Annotated in this window: 11 protein-coding genes; 8 read left to right on the top strand and 3 right to left on the bottom strand. The window is 71.3% G+C overall.

What is annotated here, in order from left to right; genetic code table 11:
* Nucleotides 1–215: 215 nt before the first annotated feature.
* Both ACF9IK_RS17775 and ACF9IK_RS17770 read left to right on the top strand, forming a co-directional pair.
* Nucleotides 216–1,334 carry a lipid II:glycine glycyltransferase FemX gene (locus ACF9IK_RS17775; RefSeq protein ID WP_395295174.1) on the top strand — a complete coding sequence of 373 codons (1,119 nt, stop codon included), beginning with the start codon at nucleotides 216–218 and terminating at the stop codon, nucleotides 1,332–1,334.
* Nucleotides 1,335–1,388: 54 nt separating this feature from the next.
* Nucleotides 1,389–2,423, top strand: a complete 1,035-nt coding sequence (locus ACF9IK_RS17770; RefSeq protein WP_395295173.1) for an alanine racemase — start codon at nucleotides 1,389–1,391, stop codon at nucleotides 2,421–2,423.
* 7 nt (nucleotides 2,424–2,430) lie between these two features.
* Here the strand turns inward: ACF9IK_RS17770 and ACF9IK_RS17765 are convergent, their stop codons facing one another.
* Together ACF9IK_RS17765 and ACF9IK_RS17760 are read right to left on the bottom strand one after the other, a co-directional pair.
* Nucleotides 2,431–4,050 carry a glycosyltransferase family 87 protein gene (locus ACF9IK_RS17765; RefSeq protein WP_395295172.1) on the bottom strand — a complete coding sequence of 540 codons (1,620 nt, stop codon included), beginning with the start codon at nucleotides 4,048–4,050 and terminating at the stop codon, nucleotides 2,431–2,433.
* A 146-nt stretch (nucleotides 4,051–4,196) separates the two neighbouring features.
* Nucleotides 4,197–6,854, bottom strand: coding sequence for a transglycosylase domain-containing protein (locus ACF9IK_RS17760; protein ID WP_395295171.1), 2,658 nt, complete (start codon nucleotides 6,852–6,854; stop codon nucleotides 4,197–4,199).
* 353 nt (nucleotides 6,855–7,207) lie between these two features.
* Here ACF9IK_RS17760 and ACF9IK_RS17755 point away from each other — a divergent pair, with 353 nt between their 5' ends.
* The 5 genes from ACF9IK_RS17755 to ACF9IK_RS17735 all read left to right on the top strand — a co-directional run bounded on the left by ACF9IK_RS17755 (nucleotide 7,208) and on the right by ACF9IK_RS17735 (nucleotide 12,423).
* Entirely contained in the window at nucleotides 7,208–7,909 is a 702-nt protein-coding gene (locus tag ACF9IK_RS17755; protein WP_395295170.1) for a PadR family transcriptional regulator, read from the top strand.
* A gap of 129 nt (nucleotides 7,910–8,038) precedes the next feature.
* Nucleotides 8,039–9,121 (top strand): inositol-3-phosphate synthase, encoded by a 1,083-nt coding sequence (locus tag ACF9IK_RS17750; protein ID WP_263104417.1) that lies wholly within the window; start codon nucleotides 8,039–8,041, stop codon nucleotides 9,119–9,121.
* Between the two features lie 135 nt (nucleotides 9,122–9,256).
* Nucleotides 9,257–10,594, top strand: coding sequence for an MFS transporter (locus ACF9IK_RS17745; RefSeq protein ID WP_395295169.1), 1,338 nt, complete (start codon nucleotides 9,257–9,259; stop codon nucleotides 10,592–10,594).
* A 95-nt stretch (nucleotides 10,595–10,689) separates the two neighbouring features.
* Nucleotides 10,690–11,373, top strand: a complete 684-nt coding sequence (locus ACF9IK_RS17740; protein WP_395295168.1) for an LppU/SCO3897 family protein — start codon at nucleotides 10,690–10,692, stop codon at nucleotides 11,371–11,373.
* 57 nt (nucleotides 11,374–11,430) lie between these two features.
* Nucleotides 11,431–12,423, top strand: a complete 993-nt coding sequence (locus ACF9IK_RS17735; RefSeq protein ID WP_395295167.1) for an LppU/SCO3897 family protein — start codon at nucleotides 11,431–11,433, stop codon at nucleotides 12,421–12,423.
* Nucleotides 12,424–12,538: 115 nt separating this feature from the next.
* Here the strand turns inward: ACF9IK_RS17735 and ACF9IK_RS17730 are convergent, their stop codons facing one another.
* The gene (locus tag ACF9IK_RS17730; RefSeq protein WP_395298606.1) at nucleotides 12,539–13,963 is read right to left on the bottom strand and encodes a CCA tRNA nucleotidyltransferase; all 1,425 of its coding nucleotides are present in this window, start codon (nucleotides 13,961–13,963) and stop codon (nucleotides 12,539–12,541) included.
* Nucleotides 13,964–14,443: 480 nt separating this feature from the next.
* On the opposite strand from ACF9IK_RS17730, the gene ACF9IK_RS17725 reads away from it, so the two are divergent.
* A complete protein-coding gene (locus ACF9IK_RS17725; RefSeq protein ID WP_395295166.1) occupies nucleotides 14,444–16,855 on the top strand; it encodes a DUF6049 family protein in 2,412 nt (803 codons plus the stop codon).
* Nucleotides 16,856–16,909 lie beyond the last annotated feature (54 nt).

Genomic DNA, 16,909 nt, shown 5'->3' with positions numbered 1-16,909 from the left:
CCGGGACCGTACGGGCCCGGCAACCCCCTCGCTCCCCCGGTCGGCCGCCCCGGCCGTCCCGTCAGGAACCCCCGGCGCCCCCGTCGCGTACCTACATGCAGGAGACAGGTACACGACGGGGGCGCCGCCGCGCCCGCGGCCGCAGGGGCACCGGGCGATAAAGTCACCCCGAGAACCCGGGGCCCACCGAGCCCGACCGACGAGGAGCACCGAGCATGAGCCTGCGCCTGAGGACGATCACCCGCGAGGAGCACCTCGCCTTTATCAGGAGCCGCGCCTCGGCCAGCCACATGCAGGTGCCGTCCTGGGGCGACGTGAAGGCCGAGTGGCGCTCGGAGTCGATCGGCTGGATCGACGAGGCCAACCAGCTGGTCGGCGCCGGCCTGGTGCTCTACCGGCAGCTGCCGAAGGTCAAGCGCTACCTGGCGTACCTGCCCGAGGGCCCGGTGATCGACTGGTTCGACCGCGACCTGGACCGCTGGCTGCAGCCGATGCTGGCGCACCTGAAGTCGCAGGGCGCCTTCTCGGTGAAGATGGGCCCGCCGGTGGTCATCCGCCGCTGGAACGCGCCGACCATCAAGGAGGCCATCGCCGCCAAGCAGGCCAAGCGCCTGCGCGACATCGAGGCCGACTGGTACGAGCCGCGCGCCTTCGAGGTGGCCGACCGGCTGCGCAAGGCCGGCTGGCTGCAGGGCGATGACGGCGGCGCCGGCTTCGGCGACGTCCAGCCCCGGTACGTCTTCCAGGTGCCGCTGGCCAACCGCTCGCTGGACGACATCCAGAAGGGCTTCAACCAGCTCTGGCGCCGCAACATCAAGAAGGCCGAGAAGAGCGGCGTCGAGGTGGTCCAGGGCGGCTACGACGAGCTGCCGATCTTCCACCAGCTGTACCTGGTGACGGCCGAGCGCGACCGCTTCACCCCGCGGCCGCTGTCGTACTTCCAGCGCATGTGGAAGGCGCTCACCGCCGAGGACCCGAACCGCATGCGGCTCTACATCGCCTACCACGAGGGCGAGCCGCTGGCCGCGACCACGATGCTGGTGGTCGGAGAGCACGTCTGGTACTCCTACGGCGCCTCGGCCAACCACAAGCGCGAGGTCAAGCCGTCCAACGCGGTCCAGTGGCGGATGATGCGCGACGCCTACGCCCTCGGCGGCGGGGTCTACGACCTGCGCGGCATCAGCGACACCCTGGACGAGAACGACCACCTCTTCGGCCTGATCCAGTTCAAGGTCGGCACCGGCGGCCAGGCCGCCGAGTACCTCGGCGAGTGGGACTTCCCGCTCAACAAGCTGCTCCACAAGGCCCTCGACCTCTACATGTCGCGCCGCTGAGCCGCCGCCCGAGCAGCCCGCCCGCCGTGACCGACACCCCTGGGAGATGACCCGATGACGCTGTCGCTCTACCTCGACACCGAGCGCTGGCGCGCCCACCAGCGCTCCGTCCTGGCCGAGTTCCCCGGCCTGGTGCCGGTGGCGAAGGGCAACGGCTACGGCCTGGGCAACCACCGGCTCGCCGAGGAGGCGACCCTGCTCGGCACCGGGGTGCTGGCGGTCGGCACCGCCTACGAGGCGGCCGACGCGGCCGACTGGTACGGCGGCGAGCTGCTGGTGCTCACCCCGTACCGGATCGGCGAGGAGGTGCTGCCGCTGCCGCACGCCCGGGTGATCCGGACGGTGGCGAGCGTCGACGGGCTGCGCGCGCTGCACGGCACCCGGGTGGTGGTGGAGTGCATGACCACCATGCGCCGGCACGGCGTGGGCGCCGCCGACCTGCCGGCGGTCGCCGCCGAGCTGGACGGCGTCTCGTTCGAGGGCCTGGCGCTGCACCTGCCGATGGACCGGCCTGACGGCTCCAGCCCGGTGGAGGAGGTGGCGTACTGGGTGGACGCCGCCCGGGCCGCCGGGATCCCGGTGCACACCGTGTTCGTCAGCCACCTCGGCGCGGCCGGGATGGAGCAGCTCACGCAGCGCTACCCGGACACCGTCTTCCGGGCCCGGATCGGCACCCGGCTCTGGCTCGGCGACCACGGCGCGCTGGAGGTCCGGGCGACCGTCCTGGACGTCACCCGGGTCTCCAAGGGCGACCGCTACGGCTACCGCCAGCACCCGGCGCCGTCCGACGGCCACCTGCTGGTGGTCGCCGGCGGGACGGCGCACGGCATCGGCCTGGAGGCGCCCAAGTACGTGCAGGGCATGTCCTCCCGGGCGAAGGGGATCGCCCGGGCCGGCCTGGCGACGGTCAACAAGACCAAGTCGCCGTTCCACTGGTCGGGCAAGCAGCTCTGGTTCGCCGAGCCGCCGCACATGCAGGTCTCGCTGCTCCTCCTGGACAACGACACCAAGCCGCCGGCGATCGGCGACGAGCTGACCCTCCAGGTGCGGCACACCACCACCCACTTCGACCGGGTGGTGGACCGCTGACGCTGCTCTACCGACGCGCGGTACTTCCGGCCGGCTCCGCGGCGGGTGGCTCGTCCAGCCACTGCTCGGGGCCGGCCGGCGCGTATCCGGCGTAGCTCGCCTCCTCCTGCAGCCGCCGGGCGGTGCCGAGCACGAAGACGTCCGGGGCGTGGTCGAGAACCCCGCCGGACGGGTCGTCACTGCCGTCCCAGCGCACCGGGTCGCGGTCCGGGAAGAGGATGTCGCGGACCACCATGGTGACCAGGTAGAGCGTCCCGGCCAGGTGCAGCACGATCGCGAAGTGGTACCAGGCCTCGCCGATCCCGTGCTGCTTGGGGCCGGTGACGAAGCCCAGGTGGGACCAGATGCCCAGGGTGTAGAGCACCTCGCAGGCCTGCCAGATCAGGAAGTCCCGCCAGCGCGGCCGGGCCAGCACGGCGAGCGGGATCAGCCAGAGCACGTACTGCGGCGAGTAGACCTTGTTGACCAGGACGAACGCGGCCACCACCAGGAAGGCCAGCTGCATCAGGCGCGGGCGGCGGGGCGCCGAGACGCCGAGCCAGGCGATGGCCAGGCAGCAGAGCACCATCAGCACCCCGACGTAGACGTCGAGGTTCTCCAGGCTCGCGCCCCGGTTCTGCATCAGGATCAGCCAGAAGGAGCCGTAGTCCTCCTTGCGGTGCTTGCTGAAGACGTAGAAGGTCGACCAGCCCTCCCAGTTGGCCAGCATGATCGGCAGGTTGACCACCAGCCAGGCGCCGACCGCGCCGCCGAGCGCCGCACGGAACTCGCGCCACCTGCCGGTGCGCCAGCAGAGCACCAGGAGCGGTCCGAGGAGCAGCACCGGATAGAGCTTGGCCGCGGTGGCCAGACCGATGAACACGCCGGCCCAGAGCGGCCGCGAGCCCGCCCACCAGGCCAGTGCCACGGCGGCCAGCGCGACCGCCAGGAGGTCCCAGTTGACGGTGGCGTTGAGCAGCAGGCAGGGCGCGAGGGCGAACAGCATGGCGTCCCAGGGGCGGCGGCGGTGGGTCCGGGAGACCGCCACCACGGCGACCACCGCACAGGCCATCAGCAGGCCCGCGTTGATCGCCCAGAACCACTGCTCCTGGCTCGTGGTCGTCCCGCCGCCCGGCGTCACCCAGGCCGCGACCTGCATGAAGAGACCGGTCAGCACGGGGTACTCCAGGAACTGCAGATCGCCGGAGGTGCCCGGGATCCGGTCCACGTACGGGTGCAGGCCCGCCGCGAAGCCGCGCCCGGAGAACAGGTGCGGGATGTCGCTGTAGCAGGCGTGGATGTACTGCGGCGATCCCGGCTGGAACCAGGCGCCGTCGTAGCAGGGCAGCTGCCGCACCATGCCCAGCACCGAGACCACGATCACCACCAGCGCCAGGAAGCGCGCCGGGATCCACCAGGAGACGCCCAGCAGGGCGCGCCGCCCGGGCGGGCCGCCGATCACCTCGCTGCCGGCCGCCGCGACCGGGTCCTCGTCGGCCGGGACGACCACCGTGTTGGCCGGCGGGGCGGCCGTCCCGGACCGGTCCGCGGCACCGGCGGAGGCCGTTCCCGGTGCCGCCGGATCGGGCCCGGCGCCCTTGATGGGCCCGGTCTGGCCGGCGGAATCGTCACGAGCGCTCGACGTCATGCCGGACATCCTGCCGCACCTCCCGCGACTGGACGAGGAGGACCCCTCGCCGGTCTCGGCGCGATCCGGCGAATCATGACGAAACGGCGGTGGCGGCCCTCCGAGGAGGACCGCCACCGCCGTGGTGCATCGGGGATCAGCGCCCGTCAGGGCGCCGCCTGGACGGCACCGGTCGGGCTGGGCGACATGGTCGGCTTCGTCGGCTTGCCGCTCGGGCCGGTCGGCGAGCCGGTGGAGGTCGCCGTCGGCTGCGGCGAGGGGCACAGCCCGAGGAGACAGGTGGGCGAGGGCGCCGTGGTCGAGCCACCGCCGCCGCCACCGCCGCCGCCGCCGTTGCCACCGCCGGGCGTCGGGTGGGTCTTGGTCGCCGACGGCGTGGGCACGGTGCCCGGGCAGTCAACACCCGGAACGCAGGCCGGCCCCTGGGTGGCGGTCGGCTCCGGCTGCTGCGGGGCACCCGGGTCCGGGGTCTGGGTCGGGGCGGTCTCGGTGGCCGAGGGCGAGCTGCTCGGCGTGGCCGTGCTCGGCGCGCCCGAGGAGTCCACCTGGCTGCCGACCGGCTGCGGGTTGGGGAAGTCCAGCTTCTTCTCGTTGGCCAGTGCGGCCTTCATGTAGCGGGTGAAGACGTCGGTCGGGGTGTCACCACCGTGCACCGAGTCCTTGCCGCCGGTGCCGTTGAGCGACAGCCGCTCGTGCTTGGCCGGGTCCTCGCGCCACATCGCGACGCTGGTGGCCAGCTGCGGGGTGTAGCCGACCCACCAGGCCGACTTGTTCTGGTCGGTGGTACCGGTCTTGCCGGCGACCGGGCGGCCCAGCGCGTTGGACTTCGAACCGGTACCGTTCTTGGCCACGTTCACCAGCACGTCGGTGACGTTGTCCGCGACGGCCGGCTCCAGCGCCTGCTTCAGCTCGGGCTTCCTGAACCCCGGGCGCTCGACGCCGTTCAGCTCCACCTTGGTCACCGAGTACGGGTCGGCCTGCTTGCCGCTGGCGGCGAGCGTCGCGTAGGCGTCGGCCATGCGGATCGGGCTGATGCCGGAGGTGCCGAGCGGGAAGGTCGTCGTCTTGGTGTCGACGAAGCTCTCCTTGCGGACACCCATCTTCTCGGCGATGTCGGCCACGTTCTGGCCACCGACGTCCTGGTTGAGCTGGACGAACGGGACGTTGTACGACCACTGCATGGCCTGTCGCAGCGAGACGTAGCCGCGCTTGCCCTTGTCCTCGTTCTTCTGCCGGTACGGCTTGCCCGTCGTGTCGTCCATGATCAGCGAACCGTCCGGCCGGCGGATCTCGGACATGTCGTCGGAGAGGTAGCGGCTGTCGGCGTTGATCCGCTTCGGCTTGCCCTTGTCGTCGGTCGCGGTCTGCACGCCGACCTGCATCGCGGCGGCGAGCACGAACGGCTTGAAGGTCGAGCCGACCTGGACGCCCTGGGCGTCCGCGTTGTTGTCGAAGTGCTGGTTCTCCACGCCGTCGCCGCCGTAGATGGCGACGATCGCGCCGTCACCGGGGCGGACGCTGGCCGCGCCGAACTGGACCCAGTTGTCGTTGTCCGGGCGCTTCTGCGGGTTGAGCGTCTCGTTCCGGACGTCGTCCACGGCCTTCTTGAGGGCGTCGACCTTGTCCTTCTCGAAGGTCGTGTAGATCTTGAAGCCGCCCTTGGCGAGCGTCTGCTGGTCGATCTTCGGGTCCTTGGCCGCGACGTACCGGTTGGCGACGTCGACCAGGTAGCTGATCTGGCCGTTCATGTTGGTCGGCGGCACCGGCTTGATCGGGTCGGGGAACGTGGTGCACTTGGCCCGTTCCTCGGCGGTGGCGTTCTTGGTCTCCACCATCCGGTCCAGGATCCACTTCCAGCGCACCTCGGCACGCTCGTGGTTGCCCTTGATGCTCGGGTCGTAGAGCGCGGCGCCCTTGAGCAGACCGGCCAGCATCGCGCTCTGGCAGAGGTCGAGGTCCTTGGCGTTGACGCCGTAGTACGCCTGGGCGGCGGCCTGGGCACCGGTGCCGCGGCCGAACCAGCTGGTGTTCAGGTACCCCTTCAGGATCTCTTCCTTCTTCATGTCCTGATTGACCTTCAGGGTGATGAAGAACTCCTTCACCTTGCGGGTGAGGGTCTGCTCCTGGCTGAGGTACGCGTTCTTGACGTACTGCTGGGTGATGGTCGAGGCGCCCTGGGTCTGGCCGCCCTTGGCCATGTTGTAGACCGCGCGCATCATGCCCTTGGGGTCGATGCCGCTGTCGGTGCGGAAGCTCTCGTTCTCCGCCGCGATGACCGCGTTCTGCAGGTTGGGGCTGATGTCGGCGAGCTCGACGATCTGACGGTTCGTCTCGCCCTTGCGGGTCATCTCCGTGCCGTCGGCCCAGTAGTAGATGTTGTTCTGTTCCTTCACCAGCTCCTTGAGCGGCGGGATCGTGGTGCTCTGGTAGATGACGAAGACCGTGCCGACACAGGCCGCGAAGACGATCAGGAACGTGCTGAGGCAGAGCCGCCAGGACGGCAGCCAGCGGCGGAAGCCCTGCTTGCCGAAGCGCGGGTAGTCGATGAACCGCTTCTTGCCCGGCTTGCCGTCCCGGCCGGCCGCACCGGCGGGAGCGCCTGGGCCGCGCTTGCTGCCCTTGGCGGCCGCCTTGCGCATCTCGGCGCGGGTCATCCGGGGCTGCTGGGCCGTCTCCCGGACGCCCGGGGAGCGCCGTCGGAAGCCCTCCGAGCTGAGCTCGTCGCGTTCGGCTCCGCCCGTCCCGCCGCCGTCGCCCGGCGGCTGCCCGTCTCCGTTGGGCGACCTGCGCCGTCGTTCGCTCATGTTCCAGCTACTCCTCGCCAGGCGGTCGAAGCCTGAAGGCAGGGTCCACGTCCGATGCCCGCAACCGCCCTAACCCCGGAGGTGGTCCTCGTGCACACGCGACAGCGTACGCAGGACAGAAGCACAACAAATCAGGCCTAAGCCGCCAATGACCGCAAAACGGCAGCAGATCATTACACGCCCGTTGCCAAGCACACCCGCGCGTCGCCTTGTGATCACATTCACGCGCGCCCCTCTTGCTCCACCGGGGGCCCAGGTTTACTGTTCTCGATATATCGAGCCGATACATCGGAGCGGCATACCGCCGGAGACGGCGGCCCGCGGACGGGCTGAGGGGAAGGAGGACGACGGCATTGGGCAGGCGCTCAGGAGTGCTGGAGTTCGCCGTTCTCGGTCTGCTCCACGACGCCCCGATGCACGGGTACGAGCTGCGCAAGCGACTCAACGTCCTGCTCGGATCGTTCCGCGCGTTCTCCTACGGAACGCTCTACCCCTGCCTGAAGAGCCTGGTCGCCCAGGGTTTCCTGGTCGAGGACAACCCGGACGTCGAGTACGTCCCGGCCACCGCGCTCAACGGCAAGCGGTCCAAGATCGTCTACCGGCTCTCCGCCGAGGGCAAGCAGCGGTTCGAGGAACTGCTCGCCGACTCCGGCCCCGACGCCTGGGAGGACGAGCACTTCGGCGTCCACTTCGCGTTCTTCGGCCAGACCGACCGGGCCGTGCGGATGCGCGTCCTGGAGGGCCGCCGCAGCCGGCTGGAGGAACGCCTGGAGCGGATGCGCAACTCGCTCGCCCGGGCGCGCGAGCGGTTCGACGACTACACCGTCGAGCTGCAGCGGCACGGCCTGGAGTCGGTCGAGCGCGAGGTCCGGTGGCTCAACGAGCTGATCGAGACCGAGCGGGCCAACCGCACCGGCCGGACCGGACCGGCCGCCGGCGGGCCGGGCGCCGCAGTACCCGACAAGACTTCGGACGGCCGTGGCGAGGAGGCCGGATCCCCGGATCCGCCCGGGCCACCGTACGACCGCCCGGGGCGCTCCGCCCAGGAGCGCTGACCGCCGCGTCAGCCCTGTGCCACGCGGCAGGAGTGGGCGCCTCGCGCGCCCGTCAAGCAGTCATCGAAGAAGCAGGACGAGTGCCGCCGATTCCCGGCGGCCCTCATGAGATCACAGGGAGCAACCGGAATGGGTTCGGTTCGCGTAGCCATCGTGGGCGTGGGCAACTGCGCCGCGTCGCTGGTGCAGGGTGTCGAGTACTACAAGGACGCCGACCCGGCCGGCAAGGTCCCCGGCCTGATGCACGTCCAGTTCGGCGACTACCACGTCCGTGACGTGGAGTTCGTCGCCGCCTTCGACGTCGACGCCAAGAAGGTCGGCTTCGACCTGGCCGACGCCATCGGCAACAGCGAGAACAACACCATCAAGATCTGCGACGTGCCGCCGACCGGCGTCACCGTCCAGCGCGGCCACACCCTCGACGGCCTGGGCAAGTACTACCTGGAGACCATCGAGGAGTCCGACGAGGCCCCGGTCGACGTCGTCCAGGTCCTCAAGGACAAGCAGGTCGACGTCCTGGTGTGCTACCTGCCCGTCGGCTCCGAGGCCGCGGCCAAGTTCTACGCCCAGTGCGCCATCGACGCCAAGGTCGCCTTCGTGAACGCCCTGCCGGTGTTCATCGCGGGCACCAAGGAGTGGGCGGACAAGTTCACCGAGGCCGGCGTGCCGATCGTCGGTGACGACATCAAGTCCCAGGTCGGCGCCACCATCACGCACCGTGTGATGGCGAAGCTGTTCGAGGACCGCGGTGTCATCCTTGAGCGCACCATGCAGCTGAACGTCGGCGGCAACATGGACTTCAAGAACATGCTTGAGCGCGAGCGCCTGGAGTCGAAGAAGATCTCCAAGACCCAGGCCGTCACCTCGCAGATCCGCGACCGCGAGCTGGGCGCCAAGAACGTCCACATCGGCCCGTCGGACTACGTGGCCTGGCTGGACGACCGCAAGTGGGCCTACGTCCGCCTCGAAGGCCGTGCGTTCGGCGACGTCCCGCTGAACCTGGAGTACAAGCTTGAGGTCTGGGACTCCCCGAACTCGGCCGGTGTCATCATCGACGCCGTGCGCGCCGCGAAGATCGCCAAGGACCGCGGCATCGGCGGCCCGATCCTGTCGGCGTCCTCGTACTTCATGAAGTCCCCGCCGGTCCAGTACTTCGACGACGAGGCCAAGGAGAACGTCGAGAAGTTCATCCGCGGCGAGGTCGAGCGCTGAAGTTCGGGCGCTGAGCGCTGATCTGCGGCGCTCACCGCCAACCGAACGGGTCCACGGTCAGCCGTGGGCCCGTTCACCTTTTCCCGGCGAATGTTTCACGTGAAACACAGGCCGGTTCCATGGCAGTCTGGGCGGGTGGCGATCACGGAGAACGGCAGCACCCACCGGTCCGCGCGCCGCGCCACGCTCCCGGACCTCCTGCGCGGCCGCGACTTCCGCCGGCTGCTGACCGCCCGGGTGCTGTCCCAGCTCTCCGACGGCGTCTTCCAGGTCTCGCTCGCCGCCTACGTGGTCTTCTCCCCGGAGAAGCAGTCCTCCCCCGCCGACATCGCCTCGGTGCTGGCCGTGATGCTGCTGCCGTTCTCGGTGATCGGACCGTTCGCCGGGGTGCTGCTGGACCGCTGGCGCCGCCGCCAGGTGCTCTTCTACGGCAACCTGGCCCGGTTCGGGCTCGGCCTGGTCACCGGGGCGCTGCTCCTGGCCGAGGCCCCGACCTCGCTGTTCTTCGCCTCCGCGCTGCTGGTCACGGCGCTCAACCGGTTCATCCTGGCGGGGCTGTCCGCCGCGCTGCCGCGGGTGGTGGAGCAGCAGCAGCTGGTCACCGCCAATGCGCTCTCCCCCACCCTGGGCACCGTCGCCGCGGCCTCCGGCGGCGGGCTGGGCTTCGTGCTGCACCAGGTGATGCCCCCCGGGCCGCGGGCCGACGCGGCGCTGGTCACCGTCGCCGCGCTGCTCTACCTCTCGGCGGCGCTGGCCGCCCGGCGGATGCACCGGGACCTGCTGGGGCCCGAGCACCGCCCGGACCGCCCCGCGCTCGGCCGGGCGCTGGTCCAGGCCGCCCGCGACCTGGGCGCGGCCGTCACCCACCTGGTCCGGGACTGCCGGCCGGCCGTCCACGCACTGGCCGCCGTCACCGCCGCCCGGTTCTGCTACGGCGTGCTGATCGTCATGGTGGTCATGCTCGCCCGCTACACCTTCAACGACCCGAACGACAGCGCGGCCGGGCTGGCCACCCTCGGCCAGGCGGTCGGCCTCTCCGCGGCCGGCTTCTTCCTCGCGGCGCTGATCAGCCCCTGGTGCACCCGGCGGATCGGCCTGGCCGGCTGGATGACGCTCTGCCTCGCCGCCCCCGTGGTCTTCGTGCCCGCGCTCGGGCTGGGCTTCTCACTGGTTCCCTGCCTGATCGCCGCCCTGCTGCTCGGCGTGGTCACCCAGGGCACCAAGATCTGCGCCGACACCGTGGTCCAGGAGTCGGTCGAGGACGACTTCCGCGGCCGTGTCTTCGCCATCTACGACGTGCTGTTCAACGTCGCCTTCGTGGCCGCCGCCCTGGTGACCGCGCTGGTGCTGCCGCTCTCCGGCCGCTCGGTCGCGGTGGTGACCGGCGTCGCCCTGGTGTACGCACTCGCCGCCGTGCTCTACCTGCGGGCCGCGCGCCGCAGTGGCCCGCTCCCCGGTGACCAGGCGCTCTGAGCACCCTCACACCCTCGAAACCGGCGGCGTCGGGCGGAGTCGCTAAGGTACGTCAGATCTGTCGGAGCGACAGCACTCTGTTTCGGGGGAATCTGATGAGCACACCGCCCAGCCCTTACGGCCCGCCGCCGCCCCAGTACGGGTACCCGCAGGGCCCGCCGGGCGCACCCCAGGCCCCCCAGCCCTACGGTGCCCAGCCTCCGCCCTACGGCGCGCCGCAGCCGGTCGCGGCCGGCTACGGCCAGCCGCCGGCCTACGGCTACCCGGGTGCGCCGGCCCAGCCGAGCCCGCCCGCGCCCCCGTACGGCCAGCAGCCCCCGTACGGACCGCCGCCCGGCGGCCAGCCCGCGTACGGCCAGCAGCCCCCGTACGGCCAGCCGCCGATCGCTCCGCTGCCGCAGGCTCCGGTGCCGGCTCCGGTGCCGGCGAAGAAGGGCAGTACCAAGGCCAAGCTCAAGGGCGGCGTGGCCGTGGTCGGCGGCATCGTGCTGATCGTCGGCTACTTCGTCACCGGGCCGAGCGTCAGCAGCGCCTCGGTCGGCGACTGCGTCAAGGCGAGCGGCTCGCGCGACGTCGAGATCGTCAAGTGCACCGACAGCAAGGCGAACTACAAGGTGCTGGCCAAGCACACCGGCACCACCGACACCAACCGCTGCAAGCAGACCGCCGGCACCACCAGCACGGTCTCCGGCAAGAGCGGCCGCCGCTGGAACAAGAAGCGCTACGTGCTCTGCCTCGGCCCGCTGACCAGCGGCGTACCACCGGTCAAGAAGTCCTGACCCTACGCCAGTCCAAGCCTTTCACGGGGGAACCCTTTGTCCGTCCCACCTCCCCAGATGCCGTACGGCGCGCCGCCGCCCGCCGACAGCAGCAACCCCTACGCCTCCGGCAACCCGTACGGCGGGGCGGCGCCCGCCCCGGCTCCCGGCTACGGCTACCCGGCCGCGCCGCAGCAGGCCGCGCCCGGTTACGGCGTGCCGCCGCAGGCCGGGTACGCGCAGCAGGCCCCGCACGGCGGCCCGGTCTGCCGCTTCTGCGGCGGCTTCCCCGCCGTGGACACCAGCGTCCGCGGGCACCAGGGCATCATCATCGTGATGCGGTTCCTGAAGCAGCCCGGACCGTTCTGCCGCACCTGCGGCACCGCGGTGGTCCGCGACATGTCGGCCCGCACCCTGGTCCAGGGCTGGTGGGGCTACGCGTCCTCGATCATCACGCCGATCACCCTGCTGCGGAACCTCGCGGCCCACAACAAGATCAAGGACCTGCCGCCGCCGGTACCGGGCACCCACGGCCCGCAGCTCGACCCGGGCGTCCCGCTGACCAAGCGGCCGCACATGCTGATGCTGCTGCTGCCGGTCCTCTCGATCACCTCGTTGATCATCCTGGTGACCACCGGCGCCCTGCTCGGCTCGACCGACCACGACAACCGGCCGTACCGCCCGATCTCGCTGCCCTCGCCGACCGCTGTGACCATCCCGCCCATGCCGTCGTTCTCGATGCCGCCGATACCCGAGATCACCACCCCGGGCGCGGCCAAGCCGTCCGCCCCGGCCGCGGCCTCCACGGTGCCCGGTGACATCGACCGTGCCAGGACCGGCGACTGCCTGCGCAACGAGAACGGCACCAGCGCCACGCACGACCCCAACCCGCGGATCACCATGCTCTCCTGCAGCGACTCCCGGGCCCAGTACAAGGTGCTCCGCAAGCTGCTGGCCACCAGCGACGACAAGGGCTGCGACAACGTGCCCGAGTCGGACAGCAGCTACACCCGGACGTCCTCGTCCGAGGCGCTGAGCTACGTACTCTGCCTGAAGGCGCTCAACGGCTGACCGCGGACGCCCGGCGGGCGGTACGACGGAGGGGTGGCCCCGGGGGGTCTCCGGGGCCACCCCTCCGTGTTCCGGGCCTCCGGTGTCCGGGGCACTGCCGGTGGGACCTGCCGGGTCAGCCCTGCTGTCCGGCCCACCAGGCGCGGAGCGCGGCGACGGCCTCGTCGTGCTCCATCGGACCGTGTTCCAGGCGCAGCTCCAGCATGTGCTTGTACGCCTTGCCGACCTGCGGGCCCGGCTTCAGCTCCAGCAGTTCCATGATCTGGTTCCCGTCCAGCGCCGGGCGCACGGCGTCCAGCTCCTCCTGGGCCCTCAGCTCCTCGATCCGCTTCTCCAGGCCGTCGTACGTCCGGGAGAGCGTCGCGGCCTTCTTCTTGTTCCGGGTGGTGCAGTCGGAGCGGGTCAGCTTGTGCAGGCGCTCCAGCAGCGGCCCGGCGTCGGTGACGTAGCGGCGCACCGCCGAGTCGGTCCACTCCCCGCCGCCGTAGCCGTGGAAGCGCAGGTGCAGCTCCACCAGGCGCGAGACGTCCTCGGTCAGCTCCTTCGAGTACTTCAGCTCGCGCATCCGCTTGCGGGTCATCTTGGCGCCGACCACCTCGTGGTGGTGGAACGAGACCCGGCCGTCCGACTCGAATCGACGGGTGCGCGGCTTGCCGATGTCGTGCAGCAGCGCGGCCAGCCGCAGCGTGAGGTCGGGGCCGTCCTGCTCCAGGTCGATCGCCTGCTCCAGGACGGTGAGCGAGTGCTCGTAGACGTCCTTGTGCCGGTGGTGCTCGTCGCGCTCCAGCCGCAGGGCCGGCAGCTCGGGCAGCACGTGGCCGGCCAGGCCGGTGTCGACGAGCAGGCGCAGGCCCTTGACCGGGTGCGTGGCCAGGAGCAGCTTGTTCAGCTCGGCCTGGACCCGCTCGGCGGAGACGATCGCGATCCGGTCGGCCATCGCGGTCATCGCGGCGACGACCTCGGGGGCCGGGTCGAAGTCCAGCTGGGCGGCGAAGCGGGCGGCCCGCATCATCCGCAGCGGGTCGTCGGAGAACGACTCCTCGGGGGTGGCGGGGGTCCGCAGCACCCGGGCCTCCAGGTCCTCCAGGCCGCGGTGCGGGTCGACGAAGCCGCGACCGGGCAGGTCGACGGCCATCGCGTTGACGGTGAAGTCCCGGCGGACGAGGTCCTGCTCGATGGTGTCGCCGTAGGTCACCTCGGGCTTGCGCGAGGTGCGGTCGTACGCCTCCGAGCGGTACGTGGTGATCTCGATCAGGAAGGAGCCCTGAGGGGTGTCCTTGCGGGCACCCACCGTGCCGAAGGCGATGCCGACGTCCCAGACGGCGTCCGCCCAGCCCTTGACCAGTTTCAGGACCTGGTGCGGGCGGGCGTCGGTGGTGAAGTCGAGGTCGTTGCCGAGCCGGCCCAGCAGGGCGTCCCGGACCGAGCCGCCGACCAGCGCGAGCCGGTGCCCGGCCGCCTGGAATCGGCGGGCGATCTCGTCGGCGACCGGGGAGACCCGCAGCAGCTCCTGCAGGCCCAGCGTCTGCGCCTCGCTCAGGCCTGGTACGACCTGGGTGGCAGTGCTGGAATGATGGACGCCGGACTCGTGGGCGGTGGGCTCATTGGCAGTGGACACGGCTCACAAGGGTACGTGTCCCGAAGGCTCCGCTGCCCGCGCGTTTTGCGGCGCTCACCCCAAGCCCGCAACACTGCACCCTTGGCTGCATCGTTACCATGCCGGTGGAGCGGGTCACGGGCACCGACGGGGGCCTGCGGTGCCGCGCGCCGGAACGGCCTCCCGGATCGCGGGCGGCCGCACTTTCTTCACCGCTGATCCCCACGGCCGGCAGGTTAGGCCCGCAGGGCTTCCGCGGCATCACAGCAGCACAGCAGCATCAGCAGCGAGCGATCGAGAACGGCGAGGGCGGAGCGCGTGAGCGAGCGTAGCGAGCGAGCCGACGAGAAGTGCGCGTTTCGCGAAGCGTCCACCGGACGAGATCGTGGGCGGAGCCGCTCCGGGAAGCGCACCGTGCGACGGGTGGCGGCCGTACTGGGCGCCGCGCTGGCGCTGCTGCCCGCCCTCCCGGCCGCCGCGACGCCCGCCGGGGGCCCGCGCCCGGCCTCCGAGTCCGGGGCCTCGGCCGAGGCCCCGGTGGTGATGACCATCGAGTCGGTCAACAAGCCGGTGGCCGTCCCCAACGGCACCGTGACGATCAGCGGGCACATCACCAACGCCGGCAAGTCGGTGCTCAAGGGCGCCCACGCGGCGGTCCGCAAGCCGTGGTCGGGCAAGCCGCTCACCACGCGCAGCGAGCTGGCCGGCGTCGCCTCCCGGACCACCCCGGTCAACCAGGACGGCATCGAGCTGGACAGCCCGCAGTACGCGCTGAACGAGCTGGCCCCGGGCCAGAGCCAGCCGTACACCCTGAGCGTCGCCGTGAACGACCTCGGGCTGTCCACCGAGGGCGTGTACGAGCTGGCGGTGGACGCCTGGGGTTCGACCGCGGACAACCAGCACGACCGCGCGCTGGGCATCGCCCGCACCTTCCTGCCCTACGACCCGACGCCGACCGAGGCGCAGCCGTCGAAGGTCACCACGCTCTGGCCGCTGGTGCACGCTCCGGTCCTGGTCGCGCAGACCATGTCCGACAACGACCAGACCGTCCCGGTGCTGCGCGACGACAGCCTGGCCGCGGAGTTCGCACCGGGCGGCCGGCTCTACGAGCTGGTCGAGACGGGTTCGTCGCTGTCCGGCCTGACCTGGGTGATCGATCCGGACCTGCTGGACACCGCCTTCGCGATGACCAAGCCGTACCGGGTGCAGAAGCCGGGCACCGAGAAGGGCGACAGGAACGGCAAGAAGAACAGCAGGCCCAAGCAGGCGGCCAAGGAGGAGAACACCGTCCTCCACAACGGCTCCGCCGCCGCCACGGCCTGGCTGAACAAGCTCCGGGCCGCGGTGGCCAAGCAGGGCAGCCAGGTGGTCGCACTGCCGTACGCGGACCCCGACCTGGCCTCGATCGCGCACAACGCGGCCGAGCTGGCGGGCGTGGACACCGCCCTCGACAAGGCGGCCGTGGCGGGCCGGCTAACCGTCGAGTTCCGGCTGTCGGTCGACACCCGATCGGACGTCGCCTGGCCCTACCAGGGGTACCTGGACCAGCAGATCGCGGCGCTGGCGCACCGCACCGGCAGCGGCACCGTCCTGGTGAACGGCGCGAGCCTGCCGGAGCCGGACGCCCTCAAGTACACCCCGACCGCGGTGCGGCCGATCGGCGACGGGCAGACCGCGGTGGTGGCCGACGAGGAGGTCTCCGCGCTCTTCCAGGCGGACCTCGACACGCCGCAGGCGCAGACCCTGGCGGTGCAGCGCTTCCTCGCCGAGACCTTCGTGATCTCCCGGCAGGAGCCGCAGAACCCGCGCGGCCTGCTGGTGATGCCGCCGCGCGAGCTGACGGTCAACACGGCCAAGGTGCTGGCGACCGCCGTCCAGGCGGCGGAGGCCGGCAAGTGGGCGGAGCCGGTCAAGCTGGACGTGCTCACCCAGGGGCCGGCCGACCCGAAGGCCAACACCGCCGTGCCGCGCGCCGTCGACTACCCCGCCCGGGTTCGCTCCTCGGAGCTGCCGGCCGTCGACCTGAGCAAGACCATCGACATCCAGCACCGGCTGGAGACGCTGATGCGGGTGCTCACCCTGCCGCAGCGGGTGCGCGGTCCGTTCAGTGCGGCGATGGTCCGCTCGATGTCGACCGAGTGGCGGACCCGGGCACCCGCGGGGTCGGTCTACCGCACCGGCGTGTCCGACTACCTCGACGAGCTGACCAACGCGGTGTACGTGCCGCACAAGAACGTCATCACCCTGGCCGGGGACACCGGTGTCCTGCAGGTCAGCGTCCGCAACGACCTCACCCAGGCGGTCACCAACCTCAAGCTGGTGGTGACCCCGACCCAGGCCAACCGGCTCCAGATCGGCCCGTCCGAGGAGCTGGTGCTCCCCGCCGCGCAGAGCGCCACCCTGCGGTTCCCGGCGCAGGCGCACAACAACGGGCCGGTCACGGTGACCGCCCAGCTCATGACCACCGGCCCGAACCCGGAACTGTACGGCGAGCCGCAGACATTCCAGGTCGAGGTCACCTCGGTGACCAACGGCGTGCTCTACGTCTTCGGCGGAGCCCTGCTGCTGCTCCTGCTGGCGGCGCTGCGCTTCTTCCGGCAGCGCAAGCGCCGGGTGGCCAACGACGACGAGGGCGACGCGCCCCTGGACACCCCCCTCGCCGACGCCCCGGCCGGGGGCCGTACGGACGCCCCGGCGGACGGCGACGAGCCCGAGGAGGACGGCGGAGCGTCCGCCGACGGGCGCCCGGAACGCGGCGGAGCTGCGCGGACACCGCGCGGCAGCGGCGCCGATGGCCGGGATCGGGCCGCCAGTGATGAGAAGGTTGGTCCTTGATACCGCCGACACCCGCCCGACGCCGGGTCGGCCTCCCCCACGACAGCGAAGAGG

This window comes from Kitasatospora hibisci (assembly GCF_043950205.1).
GTDB classification, from domain to species: Bacteria; Actinomycetota; Actinomycetes; order Streptomycetales; family Streptomycetaceae; genus Kitasatospora; species Kitasatospora hibisci.
This window is presented reverse-complemented; position numbering and strand designations above follow the sequence as displayed.